Genomic DNA, 26,057 nt, shown 5'->3' on the forward strand with positions numbered 1-26,057 from the left:
GCCGGTCGTCACTCCAAGGGACTGAGCCTTACTTCTTTTTCTCACCCAGATACTTGCCGCGGCCAAAGGCCAGTGAGGCAGCTTCATACCAGGCGACGGCCTCGCGTTGCAGCGCTTTTTCATCGAGCGGATGATCAGTACGTGGTGAGCCGGCGTGTTTATTGCCGGAGATTTGCACTTTGCGCCGTGGGTAAAGCATGACCAGCCGACCGTCGCGCAGGTAGCCTAGCGACTGATAATTGGCCACGAAGGCGCGCTCCGCGCCTCGTGGCAGACGGAAGATATCCTGCCCGAAGAATTTGCTGTCATAACTGAAATTCAGTTGCCCGAGCAGCGTCGGCGAGATGTCGATTTGCGACATCAGGCGATCAATCCATTGCGGCTTGATGTGCGCCGGCGCGTAAAAGAGGACGGGGATCTGGTATTTATCGATCGGGATTTCTCCGGTACCGCGGGCACTGGCGCCATGGTCGGCGGTGATGACAAAAAGCGTGTCGGCAAACCAAGGTTTCTTTTTTGCTTCGTCGATGAAGTGGCCGATCGCCCAGTCGGTGTATTTGACTGCGCCCTCGCGGCCAGTGCCTGAAGGAATGTTTATTCTCCCGTCAGGGTAGGTATAGGGGCGGTGATTGCTGGTGGTCATCACGTGTGCAAAAACCGGCTTCTTGCCGTTCGATTTCTGCAACGAGGCATCGATCTCCGCAATGACCTGATCGAACAGGTCTTCGTCGGCGACCCCCCAGATGTTTTCGTAATGAATCTTTTCCTTCGCGATCACCTTGCGATCGATGACACGGTAATCGTTGTTGCTGAAAAACTCCTCCATATTGTCGAAGTAGCCGTAGCCGCCGTAAATGTAGGCCGTGTCGTAACCTTTATTTTCGAAGATGTTGCCGAGCGAGAAGAGCTGGGCGTTGTTCGGACGCTTGACGATGGATTGTCCGGGTGTTGGCGGGATGGCCAGGGTCAGCGCCTCAAGGCCGCGTACCGTCCGGTTGCCGGTGGCATAGACCTTGCCGAAGGCCAGGCTTTCACGGGTGAGCTGGTCGATTCGCGGGGTCAGGCCGTGCGGGTCGCCCCAGGCGCCGATGAATTCGGCGCCGAGACTTTCAACGCTGATCAGTATGACGTTCAGATGCTTTTCGGCGCCTTTGGCACGAATGGCATACTGCCTGTCTTCAAGGTCAGGCGAACGCCAGGAGTCGGCTGTTTGCGATTGTTTTTCGCGCATGATGGCGAACGCTTCTTGCTCTGGCAGGGAGGCATAGAGGCGCATGTAATCCATTTCGTTATTACGTGCCGCTGCGGCAAATTCGTAGAAGCCGTTGCCGGCAAGTTCGTTCAGCGAATCGTTGGAAAAACGGTTTTTGGCGGTCGATGAGACGCCGTAAAAAAGCGCAATGGGCAGCGCGATGGCCAGCAGAATCCCGGTTAATCGGCCCGTCCAGCTCAGGGGTAGAGCAGATGATGTCCAGCAACGACGGATCAACGGCCAAGACACGAGCAGCGAGACCAGCGCCAACCCAATCAGAATTTTCCCTACCGGGTAACTCTGCCAGATATTGCCAATGACTTCGTGCGTATAGACCAGATAGTCGACGGCGATAAAATTGAAACGGCTGGCGAATTCATCCCAGAAAATCCACTCGGCAACTGCCGTGAACAGCAGCAGAAAAACCGATACGGGAATTCCCAGGCTGATCAGCAGCCGGGGCAAGCGCCAGCACGCGACCCGGTTCGGCAATAGGGCCAGAAACAGCATCAATGGGGCGAGCATAAAGGGCGCGGTGACCAGGTCGTAGGTGCTGCCGATCAAAAATGACAGGGCCAACTCCTGCCCACCACCTGAGACATCCGGTCGCATGGATAGGACGATCCGGGTCAGAAATGAAACGAGACACAGCGCCAGCGCCAAGTACGCGGCAACGGCGTAGCGCTGGCGGAAAATCCGGGAAAAGATCATCGGGGGGTTGGCCAGTGCTAAAAAGGGTGAATGCTACTCGAAACGCGCCAGCTCCAGCATTATTTGTGTCACGTTTCCGAGTAGTTACCCCTTCCAAGTGAAATCATTCCCCGAGTCGGACCTCCTGGGGCGTCAACCCCAATTTTCTGAGAACCTTGACAATGATGGTTTCAAGAAGAAACCTTCTTTTTACGGCGAGTTCAACAAGTTCGAAGATATTCCGCCAGTAGACCGGATCGTTTTCTCGGAAGCGGATCATTTCTGAAAATTCGGGCTCAAAGCTGCAGTAACCGATGGTTTTTATATCAATAGCCGTCATAACCGCGAGCACTTGATTATTGGTAATAATCGGTGAAGAGTCTTTCTTGGGGAGAAGGTGCCCGATCTCGCGGTCAACTTCAACGGAGCCTTTGTCTGGCCTCCAGGCGACCAGCGGTAGAATGTAGCGGGGGATTTTGCCACGTTCTTTTCCAGTTCCGTCCCAAAACAACTTTTGATCTTCTTCGGAGAAAATATCTTTAATCTTGAATCCCGACCGTCTTTCCATGCGATCTAGCAGAGTGCGCGAGCACATATCCTCAAATGGCATTTCATAATAGGTATGAAATTGCATAATCTGCTCTTGTGCGAAATCCACACCGGCCAGAACCAGAGGAATATCCATCAAGTAGCCGTAGTAGAACCCCAAAAACTGGTTCAGCGTGCCGTCAAGGCGGTCAACGGTTTGATAACTCCCTTTTTGACCGACGTTACGCAAGGTATAGCGGTAAAGGGTTTTATAAACCGTCGAACTTGGTTTGAAACGGATGTGGTCGATGTCCAGTTTTTGTGCGACTTCAAGAGAACGATCGAGGGATACTGCACTGTAAAAACCGTTGTCCCAGGTCATCAGCAATAGTCTGAGTCCAGGATAGTCGCGGCGTAGGCGATTCAACATGAAAATACTGTCGCGGCCGCCACTGAACAAGACGATGGCATCATAACGACCGCGGCCTTTGCCCTGGTAGTTCTTAAGGAGCTCGTCCAATTCTTTCACTTGGTGGGCAACATACTTTTCTCGCCACGCCTGCTCCTCTTCGTTCAGGCTTTTGTTGTAATCCGTGCACAGATTGCAAACGCCATTGGTCAGCGTGACATAGGGAACGCGGGAAGAGATCACGCATTGGGTACAGCGTGGGGCGATCATTCCTCGAAATATCCAGCGGATAAAAGGCCATATGCTTTGTGCAACAAAGTCAAAAGATCGAATTTCTTTTACGATTTGTTGATCAACCTTAGCCATTATTCGCCCCTTAAATGTACGCGCAAATGTGTTGCGCCGAATTTTCGTCCATCCAATTCGTCCACAGCCCGCTCGGCATCGTCGAGACTAACTAGTGCATAGGGCTCGAAAGTAGGATAACTCCAGTCCGCAAAGATCTCGATGGGGCCATCGGGACGATAGGGTTGGATCAGGTCGTGAATGAATTCTTCAGTGGCCCGAAAAGGGAGAGCTCCAATGAAAACTGTTTTCATAATCCTCCTTAGCTGCGGCGTGTTGACGGGGATGATCGGCGTGATTAAGAACAAATACCATACCGACCTGGCGCGATGATTCCTTCCGGATCCAGGGCTAATTTTAAGCGCCTGATCGTTTCCAGCCGGCCCTCTGGAATACCCGATTGTTGAAAAAGAATTCCTTTGCGATACCTTTCAACATTATTGGCGGACAACGTCAAATCGATCGCTTTGTAAGCCCGATGGGCTCTTTCAGCTTCTTCGGCGGACGATTTGTCGAAGCAAATATTTAAAATGCAGACAAGGTGAGCATGGTCAATGAAAGTCATGGTTATCGGCATTTCAAATTTGAATTCTGCAAAAATCGGCTTCAGAATCTGAATTAGCTGCAAAGCTGATTTTTCATCTGCTTTGATGACTGGTCCAATCCAAATAAGACCCAGATCGGACTTTTTTCCTACCTTCCAGTGAATATGTTCGAGGGGGCGCTCGGTGGGAATTCCCTGGCAAAGACGGTGAACAGACTCAAGCGAGTCAATTCGTCCAATCATTTCTCTGAGTGTTTTGGGCGATCTCCAAAGCACGAATTTGGCAACCCCTCTCATTAGCTTGAATTTTCGGTCAGAGAAAGTCTGTATTTTTCCGATTCCCTTAAGACGTGATTTTAAAATCCGAATGGACTCATTGACTTGCACCTTGGTGCCATAAAGAGCACCGACCCCGGCCCAAAGTGGTGATTTGATCAGAGAAAATTTCATCATCGTCTGGCAATCAGCATCAGAGAGTACAACCTCCCTCGATAAATGGGGGGGGAAACGATGGGTCGACATAAATATTCGTGTCGCATTCGCGACATGCAAAAGATTTTGCATCACACCGAGCTGCCTTAGTTCCTGGATTAAGGGTATCGCAGATATAAAGCTTTCTTTACTTTTGAAATGAATGAGGAAGGTGACGATTGTTTCTGGCTTGCGCAACAAAGGAATGCGAAGGGAGGTGACGATGCCAAAATTGGACTGGATGAGCAAAGGTGCCAGGTTGGGTCCCAATCCCGGAAACCTTCCCGTACGCAGGGTATTTCCGTTGCCAAGAACGGCCTCGGCCTCGAGAATGTGTTCTCTGTGGTTTCCCAGCGCAGTATGCCCAAAACCTCCATCGAGCGCGTTGCCAACTATGCTGGAATCGGGTGGGGCCCCGGTAACATCAGCGATCCAACGATCGCCTTGATCGAATAAAAATTTACACAGCTGTTCTTGCGAAACTCCGGGCTCCAAGGTGACCTCGCCAGCCTGTGGGTCGAACTCATGAATCCTGCTCATTCTCTCCAAGCTGACGACGACTTGTCCGTCACCGGGAGGGCTTATCTCACCATACCCGATGTTTCGTCCCCGACTGATCGCATAAAGCTTGATGCCATGCTCAGAAGCCAAGCTGACTATGGTGCTCACCTCCTGGCTGTTCTGGGGGTAAATGATTGCTGGAACAGTTTTTGAGTAAGAAAGGCTGTTTTTGGTTTTCTCCACAATGCGAAGCTGATCGGTGAGCACATGTTCTATGCCCAGGAGCGCAATAGTTTCGCCGAGAAAGTCTTTTAGCTGACCGACTTGGATTTCCGTGTCGTTTTTTGCAAATGGAGTGTTCAACTTTACCTACCTCGACGGTGACTGCAATTGGACCGATGCGACTAATCCTATCGAGTTGTTCCCGACGTTGCAAGCGGCTGTCGCGGGTTTTTAGAACTGTCCGGTTCTGTAGCACATGAATAAATGAGGTAATCTCCCGGCTTTGCCGGGGGACTCCCTAGGTTTGACCGAGCGCTACGGTCGGCCTGATTCTTCTGACTCGATCAAAAGTTAGGAGAATCAGATGAGAGAGTACCAGAGTCTTTGTCATACGAAATGGGATTGCAAATATCACATAGTTTTTATACCGAAGAGGCGAAAGAAGCTTATTTTTGGAGCCATTCCTGTCCTGTGTTCGAATCCAGTCAAAGGGTAGGCGTTTTGTTGACTATGCAACTTGGAATTTTTACGCGTCATATTTTGTCAGCGACCAAAAAAGCGTAGACTGGTGAGCCAGGCTGGGAGCAGCAATCCCGGCGCTAGATCGATTTCCAGTGATTGATGACCATGACCAACACCGCCGCTCAACTCCTGAATATAGCCCCTGCAGCTCAAATCCCCGCTCCTGATTTCAACCGCCTGTTTTCAGAAAGAGCGCGAGCGATTCAGAGTTCGGCCATTCGAGAAATTCTCAAGGTCACCGAACGTCCCGAAGTGATTTCCTTTGCTGGCGGACTGCCGGCGCCAGCGACCTTTCCTGTTGAGGAACTGCGTGCCTCCATCGACCGGGTACTTGCCGCAAACGGACGGGAGGCACTGCAGTACAGCACTACGGAAGGCTATGCGCCGCTGCGCGAGTGGATTGCGGCGCGTGTCAGCACGCTGCAGGCGCCGGTTTCGCCCGATGAAGTGCTGATGGTTTCCGGCTCCCAGCAGGGTCTGGATCTGCTGGCTAAGGCACTGCTCGATCCGGGCGACACCGTTCTCGTCGAAACCCCGACTTACCTGGGCGCCCTGCAGGCTTTTTCGTTGTTCTCGCCGAAGTTCGTCTCGATTGCCTCCGATGAGGATGGTCTGCTGCCCGATGCGCTGACTGATTCCATGCGCGGAGCAAAATTCCTTTACTGTCTGCCGAATTTCCAGAATCCGACCGGGCGTCTATTGTCTGAAGCACGTCGCTATCGCCTGGCCGAGCGTGCGCGTGAACTCGATGTGCTAATTTTGGAAGATGACCCTTACGGTGCACTTTCCTATGATGGCGAAACGCCTCCATCGATTCGTTCGCTGGCGCCGGAACGGACGGTCTATATGGGCTCCTTTTCGAAAGTGCTGGCGCCGGGCCTGCGCCTGGGCTATGTGATTGCGCCTCTGGCCCTGCGCAGCAAGCTGGTCCAGGCCAAGCAGGCGACCGATCTGCACACCGCAACACTTTCGCAAATGGCGGTCCATGACGTGATCAAGGACGGTTTTCTCGATACGCATATTCCGACGATTCGCAAGCTCTACCGTGAGCAGTGCAACGCCATGCTGGCAGCACTGGCCCATCACATGCCCGAAGGCGTGCGCTGGAACACGCCGCGTGGCGGCATGTTCCTGTGGGCTGAACTGCCTCGTGGAATGGATGCATCGGTCATCCTGAACCGCGCCGTTGAGTTGAATGTGGCCTTTGTTCCGGGGGCTCCTTTCTATGCCGCCAACCCGGTTATCGAGTCGCTTCGGTTGGCCTTTGTCACCGTGCCGCCACCGCGAATCGAAGAGGGTGTCGAGCGCCTGGCCGGAGTAATTCGCGCCAGGCTGTAGATGCGGTTTGCTCTCAGATTGATTTTACAATGGCGTCATGATCCCAGATTACTGGCAACAAGCGTCTGCCGAACTGGCGCAGGACGATCCGGTGATGGCCGGCCTGATCAAACGTTATTCAGGGGTATCGCTGGTATCACGCGGCGACCCATTCGTCACGCTGGCGCGCTCCATCGTTGGTCAGCAAATCTCGGTGAAAGCCGCCGATAGCGTTTGGTCGCGCCTTTGCGCGGCCTTGCCGGTAATGGCTCCGGCCGTGGTACTGGCCAGCGCAGACGACACCCTGCGTAGTTGCGGCCTCTCAGCACGTAAGGTCGAGTATCTGGGCGACCTGGCTCGCCACTTTAGCGGCGGGCAGATTCATCTGAACTGCTGGTCATCAATGAGTGATGCGGAAATCACTGCCGAACTGACGGCAGTGCGCGGCATCGGCGTGTGGACTGCAGAAATGTTCCTGATCTTCAACCAGTTGCGTCCCGACGTTTTCCCGCTTGATGACATCGGTCTGCAGAAGGCCGTTGCCCTGCACTATTTTGAGGGCACGCGCCCGCCCAGAGAAATTCTGGCCAGGTACGGTGAGCGCTGGCGGCCGTGGCGCTCGGTGGCTACCTGGTATCTCTGGCGCAGCCTTGATCCGGTGCCGGTCGAATACTGATCTCTACGTTTATGCGCATCGTCTTTTTGGGCCGGCGTTGGGTTAAAATGAGCGCCGTTCCAGAACCGGCCTGAGCTTGATGAAAATCAGTTTCCTCGACTTTGAACAGCAAATTGCTGACCTTGAAGGCAAGATCGAAACCCTACGTTTTGCGCAGGATGATTCGGCTGTCGACATTTCCGAAGAGATTGCCCGCCTTGAAAAAAAGGGCCAGATCCTGACCAAGGACGTCTACGCCAAGCTTTCCCCATGGCAAATCTCACAGGTTGCGCGTCATCCCCAGCGTCCTCACACTCTCGATTATCTCAACCTCGTTTTTACCGATTTTGAAGAACTGCATGGCGATCGGGTATTTGCCGACGATCACGCGATTGTTGGCGGACTGGCCCGGTTCAATGGCCAGTCGGTGATGGTTATTGGTCACCAGAAGGGTGATGACACCAAGGAGAAGCTGTACCGAAACTTCGGCATGCCGCGCCCGGAGGGCTACCGCAAGGCACTGCGTCTGATGCGTCTGGCTGAGAAATTCGCTCTGCCGATAATGACTTTCATCGACACGCCGGGCGCTTATCCCGGTATCGATGCTGAAGAGCGCGGACAGTCCGAGGCCATCGGGCGCAATCTTTATGTGATGACCGAATTGAAGGTGCCGATTATCGTCACGGTGATTGGTGAAGGAGGGTCCGGCGGCGCGCTGGCGATCGGTGTCGGTGATGTGGTGCAGATGTTGCAATACTCGACCTACTCGGTGATTTCTCCCGAAGGCTGCGCCTCGATTCTCTGGAAGAGCGCCGAGAAGGCCAGCGAAGCGGCTGAAATCATGGGCATCACCGCCTCCCGTCTGAAAACGCTTGGATTGATCGACAAGATCGTCAATGAACCGCTCGGTGGCGCGCATCGCGATTACGCGGCGATGGGGCTAAATCTCAAGAAGGCGCTTCAGGAAAGCCTGAAACAGTTGAGCGCCCTGTCAACCAGCGAACTGCTTGATGCCCGCTTCGCACGTCTGATGGCCTATGGCCGCACTAAAGAGCAAGTGCTGCGCTGACCGCTGCGCAGTGGGCGAAGCGAGTGCTACAGATTCGCTCGCCACCATTCTTTCAGCATTTATTGCAGCGCAGCTGGCAGCAAATCCAGGGCGTTCGCGGCTGTGCGTCGGCCTTTCCGGCGGCCGCGACTCGGTTGTGCTCCTGCATGCACTCAGTTGCCTGCGGTTATCCACAGGCAGTGCGTTCACGCTTTCCGCCCTCCATGTTCATCACGGCATCAGTCCAGACGCCGATGTCTGGGCCGGGTTCTGTGCCGAGTTCTGTCAGTGCTGCACAGTGCCGCTCTCTATTGTTCGCGTTGACGTGCCGCGCGCCAGTGGCGAGGGGCTTGAATCTGCCGCCCGTCGCTTGCGCCATGCCGTGTTTGCCGACTGCGCGGCGGACTGGCTGGCGCTGGCGCATCATCGCGACGACCAGGCAGAAACGGTTCTGCTCAACCTGCTGCGTGGCGCCGGCATGGCCGGTGCGGCCGGGATGCTTGCCGAACGTCCGCAGGGCCATGGGCCGATCCTGGTGCGGCCACTGCTTGAGGTGCCGCGGGCACTTATTGAGGACTACGCCGTTGCACAGGGACTGCGCTGGATTGATGACGAGAGCAACGACGATACGCACTTTCGGCGCAATTTTCTTCGCCGAGAAGTGATGCCACGACTGGAAGAGAAATTCTCCGGAGCGCAAAAGTCGCTGGCGCGTTGCGCCGGCCACTTTGCCGAAGGCGCCCTGCTGCTCGACGATCTGGCGGCCATTGATTGCGCTGCGCTGGCGACGCCGGCAGGGCGCATCGGCCTCGCTGCTTTCAACGCGCTTAGCCCCCCCCGCGCGCGAAACCTCTTGCGTTTTGCCTGGCTTGCCGCAGGTTTTCGTGCACCCGATACGCGCTGGATCAATGAGGCGCTGCGCCAACTGGCTACGGCCGATTCGTTTTCAGAAACCTGCGTGGCGACCGTCGATGGCGTGCTCCACGTCTATCGCGGCGAACTGCATATCCTCGGGCATGGTCCGGACGCACCCGGCACAGCCCGCCCCTGGGCTGGCGAATCTGAGTTGCCCTGGGCGGGCGGGCGGCTGCGCTTTGTGTCGGGCACGGGTTCGGGTATCCGCCGCAGTCTGTTCGTTGATGGCGAGGTCGTTGTCCGGCCCAGGCAGGGCGGGGAGCATTTGCAGCCCGATGCAAGGCGGCCGCGCAGAAGCTTGCGCAAGCTGTTTCAGGAGGCGGCAATACCGCCGTGGGAGCGGACGCGATTGCCTTTTCTGTGGATCGGTGGGCGTCTGGCCTGGGTCGGCGGACTCGGTGTCGAAGCCGCGTTCGCGTGCGCACCGGGCGAGGCGGGTATTGTGCCGGTCTGGGAGCCGGGCTATCCCTCCGCGTCTTTATGCTAGCGGACTGGTCGAGTAGGGAGTTTCGGTTTGATGGTCGTGGCGATCAGTAAGGCATCGGCCAGTGGGGCTATGGTAGACTTTCCGCTCACTTTATCGCTCCCGAGAAAACCATGTCCGGCAACACCTTTGGCACTCTGTTCACGGTAACTTCATTCGGCGAGTCGCATGGCCCGGCCATTGGCTGCATCGTCGATGGTTGCCCACCAGGGCTTGATATCTGCGAAGCCGACATTCAAAATGAACTTGACCGCCGTAAACCGGGCACCTCGCGCCATGTGACGCAACGCCGCGAATCCGATACGGTCGAAATCCTGTCCGGTGTTTTTGAGGGGAAAACGACCGGCACGCCGATTGGCCTGCTCATTCGCAATGAAGATCAGCGTAGTCGCGACTACGGCAAGATTGCTCAGACGTTTCGTCCCGGCCATGCCGATTACACGTACACACAGAAGTACGGCTTTCGCGACTATCGCGGCGGCGGCCGCTCTTCGGCGCGTGAAACGGCGGTGCGCGTGGCTGCCGGTGCGATTGCCAGGAAATGGCTGAAAGCGCGTTACGGCGTCACGATTCAGGGCTGGATGAGCCAACTCGGACCGATCGAGATTCCCTTTGTTGATGCCGGGGAGATTGCTAAAAACCCGTTCTTTGCGCCGAACGCCGCACTGCTTCCGCAACTCGAGGCCTACATGGATGTGCTGCGCAAGTCAGGTGATTCGGTGGGCGCAAAAATCAGTGTGCTGGCCAGTGGTGTACCCCCAGGTTGGGGCGAGCCGGTCTATGACCGGCTTGACGCCGAAATTGCTTATGCCATGATGGGAATCAACGCCGTGAAGGGGGTCGAGATCGGCGCCGGTTTTGCCAGTATCGAGCAGAAGGGCAGCGAACATGGTGACGAGATGACACCGCAGGGGTTTCTGTCGAACAACGCTGGCGGCGTGCTCGGCGGTATTTCCACCGGGCAGGACATTTTGGTGCACATGGCGATCAAACCAACGTCGAGCATTCGTCTGGCGCGCCGCTCGGTTGATTTGACCGGCGCAGCGGTCGTGGTCGAGACTCATGGTCGTCATGACCCTTGTGTTGGCATCCGGGCAACGCCGATTGCCGAAGCCATGCTGGCGCTGGTTCTGATTGATCATGCCTTGCGTCAGCGGGCGCAGTGCAGTGACGTGCTTTGTCTTACCCCGCGCATCTGAGGCGTTAAACAGTTTTGTAGTGAGGTGCTACATCATCCTGACAGGTCATCAGGACTGTCATTTTGTAACCACGCTGGCCGTGCAGTGGGTTGGCCAGGATCAGAGAGAGGGTACGATCATGCAGGTAGACCATCACGAGCTTCACCGCGAGTTCCCCGAATTTCTGGATGTCATGCAAGTATTGCGAACCTCGGATAGCAGTTTCAGCCAAATGTTCGACGAGTATCACAACCTTACCAGTCAGGTTGAACGTCTGGAAGAAGAAGACGTGCCGGTGGACGATTTTACAATCGAGGAAATGAAGAAAGTGCGTGTGAGGCTCAAGGACAAGATGTACAAACTGCTGGTCGCACACAAGAACAGCAACTGATTTACTCGTTGCGCGCGATGCATCCGGTAAAATCGCCGGATGCATCGCTTCCCCTACTGGCGGCTGTCCGCCTACTACTTCGCGTATTTCGCCTTTATCGGCGTTTTTTCCCCCTACTTCGGTCTTTACCTTCAGTCGCTTTCCTTTTCCGCCTGGGATATCGGACTGCTGATGTCGCAGATGCAGTTGATGCGCCTGTTTGCGCCGTATCTCTGGGGGATGCTCGCTGACCGGCTCGGGCAACGGCTGCTGATTGTCCGCATGACCGGCCTGGTGGCTCTGATTGTCTTTTCAGCTTTCTTTTTCATTAGCCGTTTTGACGGACTGCTGATGGCCATGACGGTTTTTTCCTTCTTCTGGGCCGCCGCATTGCCGTTGGTCGAGACCTTGACTTTCGATCATCTTCGGGAAAATTTGGCGCGTTACAGTCGGGTCAGGCTTTGGGGATCAGTCGGGTTTATCGTTGCCGTGATGGGTGCCGGCGCCTTGCTCGATCATCTGCCCCTGATTAGCCTGCTCTGGGTCAGTATCGTTACGCTCGTTGGCATTGTGCTTTGTTCAATGCTGATGCCCGAGACGATGCTTCACCTACCCGCCGAAGAGCATCCGCCGGTTGGTGAAATTCTGCGTCAGCCGCGGGTCCGTGCCCTGCTTGCCGCGTCCTTTGCCATGGCGGCGGCGCACGGGGCTTTGAACATTTTTTACCCGATCTTTCTGGCCGATCACGGGTACAGAAAATCGATGGTTGGCGCCTTGTTCTCCCTCGGTGTTCTGGCCGAAATTGCCGTATTCTTTTTCATGTCGCGCGCGATGCGGCGCTTCAGTCTGCGCACTATCCTGCTGACGAGTTTTACGGTGGCTGTCGTGCGTTTTGTGATGATCGGCTGGGGCGTGGACACGCTGGCCGTGATGGTGCTGACGCAGCTTATGCACGGACTGACTTTCGGCGCCTTTCACTCAACGGCAATTTCAGCAATCAATCGCTGGTTTCCGGGGCGGACCCGTGCGCGCGGGCAGGCGCTGTATTCCAGCCTGTCGTTCGGTGCCGGTGGCTTGGCCGGTGGTTTGATCAGCGGCTGGGCCTGGGATCATCTCGGTGGTGAATTGACCTTTGCCCTGGGTTCGCTTTATTCGCTGCTCGGGTTGATCCTGGTGGCGGCGTGGGTTCGGGAAAAGGACGTCGGCGAAACGCGGGTTTCGTGCGTTGTGAACACTGAACATTAACCCTGCCTTCTTCTCTGGTGCATGCTGACAGTCAAGGCCAGCCGTGAGATAATCCGTCGCTCAGCCAGACTTTTTCGGATAGCCGACCTATGCTCCAAAACTTATACGACAAACTGTGGCAGAGTCATGTGGTGCATGAAGAGGCCGATGGAACTGCGCTGATTTATGTCGACCGCCACCTGGTGCACGAAGTGACCAGTCCGCAGGCCTTTGAAGGATTGAAACTCTCAGGCCGCAAACCTTGGCGCGCCAGTTCCATCGTTGCTACGGCCGACCACAATACGCCGACTAATTTCTGGGAACGCGGCATCGAGGATCCGGTGTCGCGTCTGCAGGTTGAAACGCTTGATGCCAATATCCGCGAAGTCGGCGCCTTGGCCTACTTTCCGTTCAAGGATTTGCGGCAAGGGGTCATTCATGTGATCGGTCCGGAAAACGGCGTGACGTTGCCCGGTATGACCGTCGTCTGCGGCGATTCGCACACCAGCACGCACGGCGCTTTTGGCTGTATGGCGCTGGGCATTGGCACTTCCGAGGTTGAGCATGTGCTGGCGACGCAATGTCTGCTGCAGAAGAAATCGAAGACCATGCTCTGTCGTGTTGAGGGCAAGCTCGGCAAGGGCGTGACGGCAAAGGATGTCGCGCTGGCGATTATTGGTCGCATCGGCACGGCCGGTGGTACGGGTTATGCCATCGAGTTTGGCGGCAGCACGGTTCGCGCCCTGTCGATGGAGGCGCGCATGACGCTGTGCAATATGGCCATTGAAGCCGGTGCGCGCATGGGCTTCATCGCCGTCGATGACTCGACGATCGATTACTTGAAGGGCCGTCCTTTCGCACCCGAGGCCGAGCAGTGGGATGCCGCAGTGGCTTACTGGCGTACGCTGCACAGCGACGAAGGCGCCACCTTCGATTGTGTGTTCGACATGCGCGCCGAGGATATCCAGCCGCAGGTGACCTGGGGGACCTCTCCTGAGATGGTCGTGGCCATTGGTGACAAGGTGCCCGATCCGGCCAGCGAAAAAGACCAAGCGCGCCGTGAGGGAATGGAGCGTGCCCTGCATTACATGGGGCTTGAGGCCAATACGCCGATCACGGCGATTGCTATCGACAAGGTATTCATCGGTTCGTGCACCAACTCGCGTATCGAGGATCTGCGCGCTGCGGCCAAGGTGGTCGCAGGCCGCAAAGTATCGTCCGCTGTCAAACTGGCGCTGGTGGTTCCGGGTTCAGGTCTGGTCAAGCGACAGGCTGAGTATGAGGGGTTGGACAAAATTTTCCGGGCTGCCGGTTTTGAGTGGCGTGAGGCAGGGTGTTCGATGTGCCTGGCGATGAACGCCGACCGTCTTGAAGCGGGGGAGCGCTGCGCCTCGACGTCAAACCGGAATTTTGAGGGTAGGCAGGGTGCCGGTGGGCGGACCCATCTCGTCAGCCCGGAAATGGCTGCCGCCGCTGCGATTGCTGGGCATTTTTCCGATGTTCGTGACTTACTTTGAGGAGATAAACGTGAATAAATTCGCTTTCGTACTTTTTGTCATTATTTCTGCATCGTCGCTGTCCGCCTGCAATACCGTTCATGGTGTGGGCAAGGATATTGAAAAGGGTGGTCAGGCCATCGAAAGGGTTGCCAAGTAAGGCAACTTGCAAGGGAAACTATGGATAAGTTTGTTCGCCTGGAAGGGCTGGTAGCACCGCTTGATCGAGCCAACGTCGATACCGATGCGATCATTCCGAAACAGTTTTTAAAATCGATCAAGCGTTCGGGTTTCGGGCCGAACCTGTTCGATGAGTGGCGCTACATGGATATTGGCCAGCCTGGCGAGGATTGCACGAAGCGTCCACGTAATCCAGACTTCCTGCTCAATCAGTCGCGCTATCAGGGCGCGCAGATTCTGCTGACACGCAAGAACTTTGGCTGCGGAAGTTCGCGTGAGCATGCGCCCTGGGCTTTGCTTGATTTTGGTTTCAAGGCGATTCTTGCCGAAAGCTATGCCGACATCTTTTTCAACAACTGCTTCAAGAACGGCATTCTGCCGATCGTTCTGACGGCTGAGGAGATCGATGTGCTGTTTGCACAAGCTTTGGCGGCGCCGGGGTACACACTGATCATCGATCTGGAGAAGCAGGTGGTCGTGCGTCCAGACGGTAAGTCGCTGTCTTTTGCCGTTGATGCCTTCCGCAAGGAGTGCCTGATCAATGGCTGGGACGATATCGGCTTGACCCTGCGCCATGCCGAGAAGATCCATGCGTTTGAGGAACAGCGGCGCGCTGAGCAGCCCTGGTTGTTTGCCTAAGAGGATGGCTATGAAGATTTGTGTCTTGCCGGGTGACGGCATAGGTCTGGAAATCATGGCCGAGGCTGTGCGCGTGTTGAAGGCTCTTGACCTGAGGTTCGAGTTGGAAAATGCGCTGCTTGGTGGTTGTGCGGTTGATGCCACGGGCAGCCCGTATCCGGAAGCGACCCAGAAGCTGGCACAGGCGGCCGATGCCGTACTGCTCGGTGCGGTGGGCGGCCCGAGGTGGGACGTGCTGCCACGTGAGCAGCGTCCGGAGCGCGGCCTGCTCGGCATCCGCAAGCAGCTCGGCCTGTTTGCCAATCTGCGGCCAGCCATTCTTTATCCGGAGCTTGCCAATGCCTCAACGCTCAAGGCCGAAGTGGTTGCCGGTCTCGACATCCTGATTGTTCGCGAACTGACTGGCGACATCTATTTTGGCCAGCCACGCGGGATCGAGATGCGCGAAGTGGATGGCATCAATCAGCGTGTCGGCTTCAATACCATGCACTACAGCGAGAGCGAGATTCGCCGCATCGGTCGCGTTGCCTTTGAAGCGGCGCGCAAGCGCAGCAGGAAGCTGTGCTCGGTCGACAAGATGAACGTCCTTGAAACGACACAGCTCTGGCGTGATGTGATGAGTGAACTGGCGTCTGAGTACCCGGATGTCGAGCTCTCGCACCTGCTGGTGGACAATGCCGCCATGCAACTGGTACGCAACCCGAAACAGTTCGACGTGATGGTCACTGGCAATATGTTTGGCGACATTCTGTCGGACGAAGCCTCAATGCTTACCGGTTCGATCGGCATGCTGCCCTCGGCTTCGCTTGACGAAAACAACAAGGGAATGTACGAACCCTGCCACGGCTCGGCGCCTGATATCGCGGGCAAGGGCATAGCCAATCCACTGGCTACGATTCTGTCGGTGGCTATGATGATGCGCTATACCTTTGCCATGGAAGACGTGGCGTTGCGTATCGAAGGCGCGGTCAAGAAAGTACTGGTCCAGGGCTACCGTACTGGCGACATCTACGAGCCAGGCACCAAGCGGGTCGGTACCAAGGAAATGGGTGACGCCGTTCTGGCGGCTTTGTAATGCATATTTGGATGATTTTTTGGGGCAATTGAAATGAAGAAGGTTGGGCTGGTTGGTTGGCGTGGCATGGTCGGTTCGGTGCTCATGCAACGCATGGTGGAAGAGGGCGATTTTGATTACGTCGATCCCGTGTATTTCTCGACGTCGGCGATTGGTGGCCAGGCGCCGACGCTGGGTGGCAAGGACGGCGGCGTCTTGCACGACGCCACGTCGATTGATGTGCTCAAGCAAATGGACGTCATCATCACCTGTCAGGGCGGCGATTACACCAAGGCGGTTTTCCCGAAGCTACGTGAGACCGGCTGGCACGGTCACTGGATTGATGCGGCTTCAACATTGCGCATGGAAAAGGATGCCGTAATCATTCTTGATCCGGTCAACCTCAACGTTATTCAGGCGGCGCTGGGCAAAGGCGGAAAGAACTGGATCGGCGGCAATTGCACGGTTTCCCTCATGCTCATGGGGCTGGGTGGTTTGTTGCAGAGCGATCTTGTTGAATGGGTTTCGGCAATGACCTATCAGGCCGCTTCTGGCGCCGGTGCGCAAAATATGCGTGAATTGCTTGCACAGATGGGTGCGTTGCATGACGCTGTCAAATCTGATCTGGCCGATCCGGCCTCGGCCATTCTTGACATTGATCGCAAGGTTGCCGAAACAATGCGTGCGGCCAGCTTTCCGACTAAAAATTTCCGCAATACGGCGCTGGCCGGCAGTCTGATTCCCTGGATAGACGTTCCGGTTGACGGGGGGCAGTCCAGGGAAGAGTGGAAGGGTGGTGCCGAGTGCAACAAGATACTTGGTCGCCCACCGTTCCGCACGCCTGGCAGCATTCCCATCGACGGTCTTTGTGTGCGTGTCGGTGCCATGCGTTGCCACGCGCAAGGTTTGACCATCAAGCTCAAGAAGGATGTGCCGCTTGATGAGGTGTCCGAGATCATTGCCAAGGGCAATCAATGGGTCAAGGTGGTGCCGAACGAGCGCGAAATCAGCGAGCGCGAACTGACGCCCGCCGTTGTGACGGGTACGCTGAACGTACCTGTTGGCCGTCTGCACAAGCTGGCAATGGGTTCGGAGTATCTTGGCGCTTTTACCGTTGGCGATCAGTTGTTGTGGGGCGCTGCCGAACCGCTGCGCCGGATGCTACGCCTGTTGCTTGACAACTGATTGATTTGTTTGGAAGAAAACCGGAGTATGCACGCTGGTTTTTTTATTTCTTTTATTTTCCACATCATAAGCAAGTTTAGCTTGCATGGCTAACCCCATGATGTTATTTTAATAATTCCGATTTCGACGCTCAGGGTGGCGCCGTGGCCAATAAAACAGATATGACACCAAAACATCTTGGATTGCGTACCTCCGTAATGGCGGTTGCATCCTGTCTTGTGCTTTCAGGAATTCCGCTGGCAGCGCACGCTGCGGGTCTGGGTAAAATTGCCGTGCTTTCGGCGCTGGGGCAACCCCTGCGCGCCGAGATAGAACTCTCCGCAACGCGCGAAGAGCTCTCCGACATGAAGGCGCAGCTCGCGTCCCCGGATGCATTCAAACAGGCGGGTCTGGATTACGCGACGACTTTGCTGAGTATCCGCTTCAGCATGGACAAGCGTGCCAACGGCCAATCCGTCATCAGGCTGACATCCGACAAGCCGATCAACGATCCCTTTGTTGATATGCTGCTTGAACTTAACTGGCCGACCGGTCGTTTGGTTCGCGAATATACCTTCCTGCTTGATCCGCCGGAAGTCGCTGCCAAGGGTTTTCCACCCGTTGCTCCGGCAATAGTCAGGCCTGCGCTTTCGGTCAGCAAGCCACCGGTACCGGTAACGCGGATGCCGGCGCCGATTGACGACGAATTGCGTAGTAAGGCAATGGCCAAGGTTCGGGTGCAGGAAACAACGCAACAACCGGTGCAACAACCGGCTGAGCGGCGGGATGTTCGTGAAGTCAAACGCGGCGATACCCTGAGAAAAATTGCCAGCGAGACCAAGCCGGAGGGCGTCTCACTGGAGCAAATGTTGGTGGGTTTGTTGCGCGCCAATCAGGAAGCTTTCGACGGTGGTAATATGAACCGCTTGAAGGCTGGCAAGATTCTTTCGCTGCCCGAGAAAGCAGCCGTCGAAGCGGTTTCCACAGGGGATGCCAGTAAAATTGTTGTTGCCCAGTCATCCGACTGGAATGCTTACCGCAGCAAGTTGGCGGGTGTTGCGGCACAGACCCCGGTGAAGGAATCGACAGCCAGGCAGGAGTCTGGCGGCAAGATAACGGCAAAAGTCGATGACAAGGCCACTCCGGCTGCAGAGCCCAAGGATCAGCTGAAGGTTTCACCGACGGAAACGGCCGCTAGCAAATCGGCTGCTGCAGCAGCAAAGCGCAGTGAAGAAGACCAGATTGCCAAGGAGAAGGCGCTCAATGAGGCCAAACAACGCTTGGTCACTCTTGAGAAAAATGTTGCTGACTTGCAGAAACTGGTTGAGCTGAAAAATCAGAGTCTTGCTGAATTGCAAAAGCAGGCTGCCGAAAAGGCCGCGCTGGCCGAAGTGAAGAAGCCGGTGGAGCAGGTCAAGCCTCCCCCAGCACCGCCAGTTCCGCCACCCGCACCTGTCATCGTGGCGCCTCCTCCCAAGCCTGAGCCTGTGGTAGAGGCTGCTGTCGTGAAACCCGTGGAAAAGCCGGTTGAGGTGAAACCACCCGAGCCTGTTGCCAAGGCTGTGGAAGCCAAACCCGAACCTAAGCCCGAGCCCGAGCCGAAAGTTGAGCCCAAGCCGGTTGAAGCAGTTAAGCCCGTTGAAGCGCCGAAAGCCAAGCCGTTGCCCCCTTTAATGCCTGTCCCGGAGGAGCCTGGTCTGGTCGACGGATTGCTCGACAACCCGCTGGTTCTTCTGGTCGGCGGTGGCGGAATTCTGGCGATCATCGCCGCCTATTTCGTGGTTCGACGTCGGCGTGCTCGCATGGGGGAGGCACCCCTGGGGCTGGGCAGCAGCCTGTCGCAGCAATTTAGTGGCTTGACGGCCAACTCGATTTTCCGCAGTACAGGCGGGCAGAGTGTTGATACCTCGCATGGGCCGGCACAAACCGATTTCAGTCAGGCTGGACCGGGCAGTATCGATACGGATGAGGTTGATCCGGTAGCTGAGGCCGACGTTTACATGGCCTATGGTCGCGATGTCCAGGCCGAGGAAATCCTTGTTGAAGCCCGGCAGAAAGATCCGAAGCGCTATGCCATTCATTTGAAGTTGCTTGAGATTTATTCAAACCGGAAGGATCTCCAGCAATTCGAGACGCTGGCAACCGATCTGTACACCGAGACCAGCGGTGTCGGCGCCGACTGGGAAAAAGCAGTCGCAATGGGCCTCAAGCTTGAACCGGGCAATCCGCTGTTTGGCGGGTCTGCGCAAGAAGCTCCAGCGGCTCCAGCGGTTCCAACGGGCACGGCGGCATTTGATGCAAATGCAACCGTGGTTGTTACGCCCCAAGCGATGAAGCAAACCGTCAGCACGCAAGGAGAATTGTCACAATCGGCCAGCGTGGCGAGCACCAGTGAGCCCGTTGCAGTTCCCGTCGCTGCACCCGATCTGACCAGTCTTGATTTTGACCTTGGACGGGGTGACAACAAAGCCTCGGCCACGTCCCAGAGTGACAGTACCAAGGCTACGATGGCGGACACCCTTAAGCTGCCCGCACCGGTGGTTGATGAGGCAGCTCTCGATTTTGATCTTGCGGTCGACAGCCCGTTGGTTTCAAACATTACTGCTAGTGTGCCGGCAGTTGGTCTTGACTTTGATTTTCCAGATATTTCGACAGCGGAAACGCCTCAGGTAGAAGCCAAGAATGAGCCTGCCGATCTTGATTTTGATATCGATAACGAGCCAAGCTCGGAGGAGATAACAGAATTTCAGGTGGGTACAAGGAGTATGTCGAGTGACGTACTTGCTGCTGCGTCAGACGACGACCTTGGCGTCCGGTTTGACGTCAGTCTGACCGAGTCGACCTTTCTTGGACAATCATTGCCTGAGCCGTCGTCCTTCGATCTCTCCTCAATCGATCTGGACCTCAAAGAGCCTGAACTCATCATTCCGTCACCGCCCCCGCCGCCCGTGATTGAAGACCTTCCTGCACCGGATAGTTCATTCGAAAGAATACAGGTGTCGACCGCAGTCAATCCAAATTTTGAAATAGCGCAGGCAGAAACTCTCATCAGTCCGCGGGTTGTCGTTGAGCAGGATCTCCCACAGCATCCCGATGTCGTTGCCAGCGAAGAAGTGACGACCAAACTTGATCTGGCGAAAGCCTATGAGGAAATGGGTGACTTCGAGGGTGCGCGCGAACTTCTGCAAGAAGTTCTGAAAGAGGGCGATGCTACGCAACGCACAAAAGCACAGCTTATTCTTGCCAAAATTGGCGAATAATCGGCTACAAATCTAAGATCTTGGCCGCAGCTCCGTTCCCCGGGCTGCGGCCTTTTATTTCGTGCTACTGGACATCTCCATGTCCCGCCTTACTGTTCATCCAACGACGCGTCTACTTGTCTGGTTATGGCTTCTCGTCGTCGTGCAATGCATGAGTGGCGTAGTGCTGGCCACTGCCATTCTGTCTCTGCCATTATGCGGATTGCATGTTTTGAAGCGTGGCTGGCGCCTTGTTTGGCGGACGCGTTGGCTGCTGATCTCGCTGCTGATCATTTTTTCCTGGGGTGTTGCCGGTGAGCCGCTCTGGCACGGCGCCCCGGCGCCGACCCACGAAGGCTTGCGCGAAGCGTTGACCCATCTCGGGCGCTTGGTGCTGGTACTGATTGCCGTTGCTGCTTTTCTGGAAACAATGCCACTTCCCGAATTGCTGGCCGCCACCCATACCTTGCTCAAGCCCTTGCAACATTTTGGGCTGGATTCGGAGCGGGGGGTGGTGCGTCTCATGCTGGTGTTGCGTTATGTTGAAACACTGCCACGTCCTCGAGATTGGCGAGACTTGCTCAACGCTCCAGTGTCAGGCGTGAGTGAACGGATTGAGATAAATCATCAGTCGCTGTGCCGGTCCGATTATCTTCTCTGCGTATTCCTCGTTGCAGCGGTGACCTTTTGTTGTTTCAGGTAAGTGTTCAGGATGCGATTTGCTCTCGGTGTGGAATATGACGGAAGCGCCTTTCATGGCTGGCAGAAGCAGCCAGGGGCCCCTACGGTGCAAGACGTGCTGGAAGCCGCCTTGCAGCGGATCGCCGGGGCGCCGGTCAAAGTCGTGTGCGCCGGCCGAACCGACGCCGGTGTGCACGCAACGGGTCAGGTCGTGCATTTCGACACCTTGGTCGAACGTCCACTGAGTGCCTGGGTGCGCGGCGTCAACACCTTTCTTCCGCTCACCGTTTCAGTACGCTGGGCGCGTCCGGTCGGAGACGATTTTCATGCGAGGTTTTCTGCCTACGGGCGTTGCTATCGATACCTGTTGCTTAATCAGCTGCAGCGTACCGGTGTCTGGCATGGGCGTGCCGGCTGGTATCATCATCCACTGGAGGTCGGGCGTATGCAGCAGGCGGCCGCATTGCTGCTCGGAGAGCATGACTTTTCAGCCTTCCGGGCGGCGGATTGCCAGGCCAAATCACCACTCAAGACGATGCGCTATGCTTGCGTGCGACGCTGCGGCGAAATGATTGTTTTTGATTTCGAGGCTGGTGCTTTTTTACAGCACATGGTACGTAACCTGGTGGGCAGTCTGGTCTATATTGGGCAGGGTAAACATCCTCCCGAATGGATGGCGAAGTTGCTGGCTGCGGGCGATCGCCGTCTGGCTGCGCCGACGTTTTCTGCGGCCGGGCTGTATTTGGTGGGAGTCAAGTATGAATCGCAGTGGCGGTTGCCGGTCAGCGAGGATTCCTTCTTTTCCGGCGCGTTAGGCTTTTGAGCAAGAGGAACTTGTCAACGATGAAACCGCGCATCAAGATTTGCGGGCTGACCCGGATCGAGGATTTGCATGCGGCTGTGGACGCCGGTGCCGACGCCATTGGCCTGGTTTTCTACCCACCCAGCCCGCGGTTTATCGATCTGCCGCAAGCCGCCGAATTGGCGCGCGCAGTTCCGCCCCTGGTCACTATCGTCGGCCTCTTCGTTAATGCCGATCCGGTAGTGGTTGAGGAAACACTGGCCGCACTTCCCATCCACCTGCTGCAATTCCACGGCGACGAGGATGAACGCTATTGCAGGCAGTTCGATCGCCCCTACATAAAAGCGGTGCGCGTCAAGCCGGGGGTGGATTTGGTACAATGCGCTGCGGCTTATCCTTCGGCGCAGGCGATTCTTCTGGATGCCTTTGTTGACGGCTTCGGTGGTGGCGGTAAGATTTTTGACTGGGCGCTGATACCGTCGGCGTTGCGCACGCCGATTATCCTTTCCGGCGGGCTGGATGCTGGCAACGTGGCGGAAGCGATAAGCCGTGTGCGGCCGGCGGCAGTTGATGTCTCGTCGGGCGTCGAGGTGAGCAGGGGAATCAAGGACGCTGAAAAGATTCGTGCTTTTATTGCTGCCGTGCGAGCGGCTGGGTTGATGCCGACCGATTGATCTGCATCTTGATCGTCTGTTCGTTTTTCATTGCATCTGCCTCAAGGAGAAATCGTGGTTGTCCCCCGTTATGACTTGCCTGACACCAGTGGTCACTTTGGCCGCTATGGCGGCACATTTGTTGCCGAAACGCTGATCCCCGCGCTTGAAGAACTGAAAGAAGCTTACGCGCTTGCCCGGTGTGATCCGCTCTTCATCGCCGAGTTCGAGTACGACCTGAAGCATTACGTCGGTCGCCCGAGCCCGCTGTATCACGCCAAACGCTGGTCCGACCTGCTCGGCGGTGCACAGATCTACCTCAAGCGCGAAGACCTGAATCACACCGGCGCGCACAAAATCAACAACTGCATTGGTCAGGCCATGCTGGCCCGACGCATGGGCAAGCCGCGCGTCATCGCCGAAACCGGTGCCGGTCAACACGGCGTTGCCACCGCCACTGTGGCGGCGCGTTACGGCATGGAATGCGTGGTCTACATGGGCTCCGAGGACATCAAACGGCAGTCCGCCAACGTTTACCGCATGAAACTGCTCGGCGCTTCGGTGGTAGCGGTCGAGAGCGGTTCGAAAACCCTCAAGGACGCGCTCAACGAAGCGATGCGCGACTGGGTCACCAACGTTAGCAACACGTTCTACATCATCGGCACGGTCGCCGGTCCGCATCCCTATCCGATGATGGTTCGCGACTTTCAGTCAGTAATCGGCCAGGAGTCGATTGTCCAGATGCAGGCTCAGTGCGAGCGACAGCCTGATGCCGTGATTGCCTGCGTAGGCGGTGGTTCGAATGCCATGGGTATTTTCCATCCCTACATTCCGCTCCATGATGTGCGTCTGATCGGCGTCGAGGCTGCTGGTGATGGCATAGAAACCGGTCGTCATGCGGCGTCGTTGACTGCTGGTCGCCCCGGCGTACTGCACGGTAACCGCACCTACCTTTTGCAGGACGAGAATGGCCAGATCATCGAGACGCACTCGATTTCAGCCGGTCTCGATTATCCAGGCGTTGGTCCGGAACACGCCTGGCTCAAGGATTCAGGACGTGCAGAATACGTCACTATCACCGATGCCGAGGCGCTGCAGGCGTTTCACAACCTGTGCCGACTGGAAGGCATCATTCCGGCGCTCGAATCGAGCCATGCCATGGCCTACGCCGCCAAACTCGCGCCGACCTTGTCGAAAGATAAGATCCTGCTGGTCAATCTCTCCGGTCGCGGTGACAAGGATATGCACACCGTCGCCGAAAAATCGGGAATCACCCTCTAATCATGTCAAAAATACAAGCCACATTCGAGCGCCTGCGGACGCAGGGGCGCAAGGCGCTGATCCCGTTCATCACCGCTGGCGATCCCGACCCGGCACTGACCGTGACCCTGATGCATACGATGGTCGAGGCCGGCGCCGACATCATCGAACTTGGTGTGCCGTTTTCCGACCCGATGGCCGACGGACCGACCATCCAGCGCGCTTCCGAGCGCGCCTTGCAGAAAGGCGTCAGCCTGCGCCAGGTGCTGACCATGGTGGCCAATTTCCGGGCCGACGATAACCAGACGCCGGTGGTCCTTATGGGCTACGCCAATCCGATCGAGGCCATGGGCGTCGATGACTTTGCGACGACTGCCTTTGCTGCCGGTGTCGATGGCGTCCTGGTTGTCGATTATCCGCCGGAAGAAAGTATCGAGTTTGCATGCGCGATGCGTGCCAATGCCCTTGATCCGATCTTCCTTCTGGCGCCAACTTCGACGCCTGAACGCATCTCGCAGGTCGCGGCGCTGGCCAGCGGCTACGTCTATTACGTCTCGCTCAAGGGGGTAACCGGTTCGGCCCAGCTTGACGTTGCCGCCGTTGCCGCGCGCATCCCGGAGATTCAAGCCCAAACGGGTATTCCGGTCGGTGTCGGTTTCGGCATTCGCGATGCGGTCACGGCCGGATCGGTGGCCAGAATCGCCGATGCCGTCGTCGTCGGCAGCCGGATCATCGAGGAAATTGAACAATCCGACAAGGACAGCGTATGCGCTCGGGTTCGCGCGCTGGTCGCCACACTACGATGCGGGATCGACGATGCAAGCGCTGCGCCTTCTCTGGCTGGAGGAAGGCCGTGAGCTGGTTGAACAAACTCCTGCCGCCAAAGATCAAGCGCAATGACACCGGCGTTGCACGGAAGTCCTCGTTACCCGAGGGGTTGTGGAGCAAGTGCCCGTCATGCGAGGCCGTGTTGTACGCGACCGATCTGGAAAAAAACGCCGATGTCTGCCCCAAGTGTGGGCACCATAACCGCATCGACGCGCGGGCGCGCATCGAACTGCTGCTCGATCCTGATGGACGCTTTGAAATCGGCAGCGAAGTCCTGCCGGTCGATTCGCTGAAGTTCAAGGACAGTCGCCGCTATGCCGAGCGATTGCTCGACGCTGCCGAAAGCACCGGCGAAACCGACTCGCTGGTGGTTGTCCAGGGCGCACTGAAAACCTTGCCGGTGGTCATTGCCGTTTTTGAATTCGACTTCATGGGCGGGTCGATGGGGTCGGTGCTCGGTGAGCGCTTCGTGCGCGGCGTGCAGGCTGCGGTCGAGCAGAGCCTGCCCTTCATCTGCATCACCGCTTCCGGCGGCGCGCGCATGCAGGAAGGACTGTTCTCGCTGATGCAGATGGCTAAGACCTCCGCCGTCCTGACCAAGCTCTCCGAGGCCAGGCTACCCTTCATTTCGATTCTCACCGATCCGACGATGGGCGGCGTTTCGGCGTCCTTCGCCTTCATCGGCGACGTGGTGATCGCCGAGCCCGGCGCGCTGATCGGTTTTGCCGGGCCGCGTGTCATCGAACAGACGGTGCATCAGACCTTGCCCGAGGGTTTCCAGCGTGCCGAGTTCCTGCTCGACAAGGGCGCCATCGACATGATCGTCGACCGTCGCGAAATGAAAGACAAGCTGGCGCAACTGCTGACCATGCTGCAGAAACTCCCGGCTGCGGCGTGAAGCGTTTTCAACTCGTCACCCCCTCCAGCTTCACCACCAACCCCGTCAATTCCGCCAGACTCTTGGCCGCCGGGCGCACACCAAGATAGTCGACCAGCCACTCCTCATCGGCCGGCTTGCCTAGAACCGGCGCGCTGCCCTGCCAATCGACCTTGAACGTCGCGTTCGTCGGCAACGGTGTGCCGAGCCCTGTTCCGGTGTTTGCAGCAAGGCCTGACTGTACGGTAATGCTGTTGTTTGGGGTGGACAGCGTGATGACGCTCAAGCCAAAGCTGCTACTGGCACTCAGGCCATAGCGGTCGGTAGCAATGACCGTGAGGCGCAGCGTGCCGGCGACGCTGGCCGGTAACCGGTAACTATCGGGCGTTATTGGCTAGGCGCGCAGACTGTGCAAAGGCGAGCGAAGCGGGTTGTCGGCGAAGAGTTGTTTCCAGACTCGGGGCGTAAGTTCGTTGGCACGGCTGGCCGGATGTTGCCCGACGCGCTGC

At 56.7% G+C, this 26,057-nt stretch carries 24 protein-coding genes and 1 pseudogene; 20 read left to right on the forward strand and 5 right to left on the reverse strand.

All coding sequences use genetic code 11. The features are described from left to right. Positions 1 to 28: 28 nt before the first annotated feature. The 4 genes from Q1J43_RS03390 to Q1J43_RS03405 all read right to left on the reverse strand — a co-directional run bounded on the left by Q1J43_RS03390 (position 29) and on the right by Q1J43_RS03405 (position 5,103). Positions 29 to 1,963: an LTA synthase family protein gene (locus Q1J43_RS03390; protein WP_301100940.1), complete on the reverse strand. Its 1,935-nt coding sequence runs from the start codon at positions 1,961 to 1,963 to the stop codon at positions 29 to 31. Between the two features lie 103 nt (positions 1,964 to 2,066). Continuing rightward, complete coding sequence (locus Q1J43_RS03395; protein WP_301100941.1) at positions 2,067 to 3,245, reverse strand: hypothetical protein; 1,179 nt, start codon at positions 3,243 to 3,245, stop codon at positions 2,067 to 2,069. Further along, positions 3,245 to 3,478 carry an RNA-binding protein gene (locus Q1J43_RS03400; protein WP_301100942.1) on the reverse strand — a complete coding sequence of 78 codons (234 nt, stop codon included), beginning with the start codon at positions 3,476 to 3,478 and terminating at the stop codon, positions 3,245 to 3,247. Before Q1J43_RS03400 ends, Q1J43_RS03395 begins: the two co-directional genes overlap by 1 nt. A 44-nt stretch (positions 3,479 to 3,522) precedes the next feature. After that, on the reverse strand, positions 3,523 to 5,103 hold the full coding sequence (locus tag Q1J43_RS03405; protein WP_301100943.1) for an FAD-binding oxidoreductase: 1,581 nt from the start codon (positions 5,101 to 5,103) through the stop codon (positions 3,523 to 3,525). Between the two features lie 223 nt (positions 5,104 to 5,326). Here Q1J43_RS03405 and Q1J43_RS03410 point away from each other — a divergent pair. The 20 genes and pseudogenes from Q1J43_RS03410 to accD all read left to right on the forward strand — a co-directional run. After that, positions 5,327 to 5,425: pseudogene (locus Q1J43_RS03410) on the forward strand (IS200/IS605 family transposase); the annotation flags it as partial. 164 nt (positions 5,426 to 5,589) lie between these two features. Continuing rightward, on the forward strand, positions 5,590 to 6,822 hold the full coding sequence (locus Q1J43_RS03415) for a PLP-dependent aminotransferase family protein (protein WP_301100944.1): 1,233 nt from the start codon (positions 5,590 to 5,592) through the stop codon (positions 6,820 to 6,822). A 37-nt stretch (positions 6,823 to 6,859) separates the two neighbouring features. Beyond that, positions 6,860 to 7,477, forward strand: a complete 618-nt coding sequence (locus Q1J43_RS03420) for a DNA-3-methyladenine glycosylase (protein WP_301100945.1) — start codon at positions 6,860 to 6,862, stop codon at positions 7,475 to 7,477. Between the two features lie 79 nt (positions 7,478 to 7,556). Next, entirely contained in the window at positions 7,557 to 8,525 is a 969-nt protein-coding gene (locus tag Q1J43_RS03425; protein WP_301100946.1) for an acetyl-CoA carboxylase carboxyltransferase subunit alpha, read from the forward strand. Then, a complete protein-coding gene (tilS, locus tag Q1J43_RS03430) occupies positions 8,494 to 9,906 on the forward strand; it encodes a tRNA lysidine(34) synthetase TilS (RefSeq protein ID WP_301100947.1) in 1,413 nt (470 codons plus the stop codon). Before Q1J43_RS03425 ends, tilS begins: the two co-directional genes overlap by 32 nt. 110 nt (positions 9,907 to 10,016) lie before the next feature. Beyond that, a complete protein-coding gene (gene aroC / locus Q1J43_RS03435; RefSeq protein ID WP_301100948.1) occupies positions 10,017 to 11,102 on the forward strand; it encodes a chorismate synthase in 1,086 nt (361 codons plus the stop codon). Positions 11,103 to 11,121: 19 nt separating this feature from the next. Further along, on the forward strand, positions 11,122 to 11,472 hold the full coding sequence (locus Q1J43_RS03440; protein WP_301100949.1) for a DUF465 domain-containing protein: 351 nt from the start codon (positions 11,122 to 11,124) through the stop codon (positions 11,470 to 11,472). Between the two features lie 39 nt (positions 11,473 to 11,511). Beyond that, positions 11,512 to 12,696 (forward strand): MFS transporter, encoded by a 1,185-nt coding sequence (locus Q1J43_RS03445; protein WP_301100950.1) that lies wholly within the window; start codon positions 11,512 to 11,514, stop codon positions 12,694 to 12,696. Positions 12,697 to 12,785: 89 nt separating this feature from the next. Next, entirely contained in the window at positions 12,786 to 14,192 is a 1,407-nt protein-coding gene (gene leuC, locus Q1J43_RS03450) for a 3-isopropylmalate dehydratase large subunit (protein WP_301100951.1), read from the forward strand. A 10-nt stretch (positions 14,193 to 14,202) separates the two neighbouring features. Next, positions 14,203 to 14,331, forward strand: a complete 129-nt coding sequence (locus tag Q1J43_RS03455) for an entericidin A/B family lipoprotein (RefSeq protein WP_301100952.1) — start codon at positions 14,203 to 14,205, stop codon at positions 14,329 to 14,331. Between the two features lie 20 nt (positions 14,332 to 14,351). Continuing rightward, positions 14,352 to 14,990 carry a 3-isopropylmalate dehydratase small subunit gene (gene leuD / locus Q1J43_RS03460; RefSeq protein ID WP_301100953.1) on the forward strand — a complete coding sequence of 213 codons (639 nt, stop codon included), beginning with the start codon at positions 14,352 to 14,354 and terminating at the stop codon, positions 14,988 to 14,990. 10 nt (positions 14,991 to 15,000) lie between these two features. Next, the gene (gene leuB, locus Q1J43_RS03465; RefSeq protein WP_301100954.1) at positions 15,001 to 16,065 is read left to right on the forward strand and encodes a 3-isopropylmalate dehydrogenase; all 1,065 of its coding nucleotides are present in this window, start codon (positions 15,001 to 15,003) and stop codon (positions 16,063 to 16,065) included. A 33-nt stretch (positions 16,066 to 16,098) separates the two neighbouring features. Further along, complete coding sequence (gene asd, locus Q1J43_RS03470) at positions 16,099 to 17,229, forward strand: aspartate-semialdehyde dehydrogenase (RefSeq protein WP_301100955.1); 1,131 nt, start codon at positions 16,099 to 16,101, stop codon at positions 17,227 to 17,229. Positions 17,230 to 17,390: 161 nt separating this feature from the next. Then, positions 17,391 to 20,468 carry a FimV/HubP family polar landmark protein gene (locus Q1J43_RS03475; protein ID WP_301100956.1) on the forward strand — a complete coding sequence of 1,026 codons (3,078 nt, stop codon included), beginning with the start codon at positions 17,391 to 17,393 and terminating at the stop codon, positions 20,466 to 20,468. Positions 20,469 to 20,547: 79 nt separating this feature from the next. Then, positions 20,548 to 21,150 carry a CbiQ family ECF transporter T component gene (locus tag Q1J43_RS03480; RefSeq protein WP_301100957.1) on the forward strand — a complete coding sequence of 201 codons (603 nt, stop codon included), beginning with the start codon at positions 20,548 to 20,550 and terminating at the stop codon, positions 21,148 to 21,150. Between the two features lie 9 nt (positions 21,151 to 21,159). Further along, the gene (gene truA / locus Q1J43_RS03485; RefSeq protein ID WP_301100958.1) at positions 21,160 to 21,951 is read left to right on the forward strand and encodes a tRNA pseudouridine(38-40) synthase TruA; all 792 of its coding nucleotides are present in this window, start codon (positions 21,160 to 21,162) and stop codon (positions 21,949 to 21,951) included. A gap of 20 nt (positions 21,952 to 21,971) precedes the next feature. Then, positions 21,972 to 22,604 carry a phosphoribosylanthranilate isomerase gene (locus tag Q1J43_RS03490; protein ID WP_301100959.1) on the forward strand — a complete coding sequence of 211 codons (633 nt, stop codon included), beginning with the start codon at positions 21,972 to 21,974 and terminating at the stop codon, positions 22,602 to 22,604. 51 nt (positions 22,605 to 22,655) lie between these two features. Continuing rightward, the gene (gene trpB / locus Q1J43_RS03495) at positions 22,656 to 23,864 is read left to right on the forward strand and encodes a tryptophan synthase subunit beta (RefSeq protein WP_301100963.1); all 1,209 of its coding nucleotides are present in this window, start codon (positions 22,656 to 22,658) and stop codon (positions 23,862 to 23,864) included. A 2-nt stretch (positions 23,865 to 23,866) separates the two neighbouring features. Then, positions 23,867 to 24,700, forward strand: coding sequence for a tryptophan synthase subunit alpha (trpA, locus tag Q1J43_RS03500; RefSeq protein ID WP_301100960.1), 834 nt, complete (start codon positions 23,867 to 23,869; stop codon positions 24,698 to 24,700). After that, positions 24,697 to 25,569, forward strand: a complete 873-nt coding sequence (gene accD / locus Q1J43_RS03505; RefSeq protein WP_301100961.1) for an acetyl-CoA carboxylase, carboxyltransferase subunit beta — start codon at positions 24,697 to 24,699, stop codon at positions 25,567 to 25,569. Before trpA ends, accD begins: the two co-directional genes overlap by 4 nt. Positions 25,570 to 25,576: 7 nt before the next feature. Here accD and Q1J43_RS03510 read toward each other — a convergent pair whose 3' ends face one another. Beyond that, entirely contained in the window at positions 25,577 to 25,834 is a 258-nt protein-coding gene (locus tag Q1J43_RS03510; RefSeq protein WP_301100962.1) for a hypothetical protein, read from the reverse strand. Positions 25,835 to 26,057: the final 223 nt, after the last annotated feature.

Source organism: Propionivibrio sp., from assembly GCF_029255185.1.
Classification (GTDB): domain Bacteria; phylum Pseudomonadota; class Gammaproteobacteria; order Burkholderiales; family Rhodocyclaceae; genus Propionivibrio.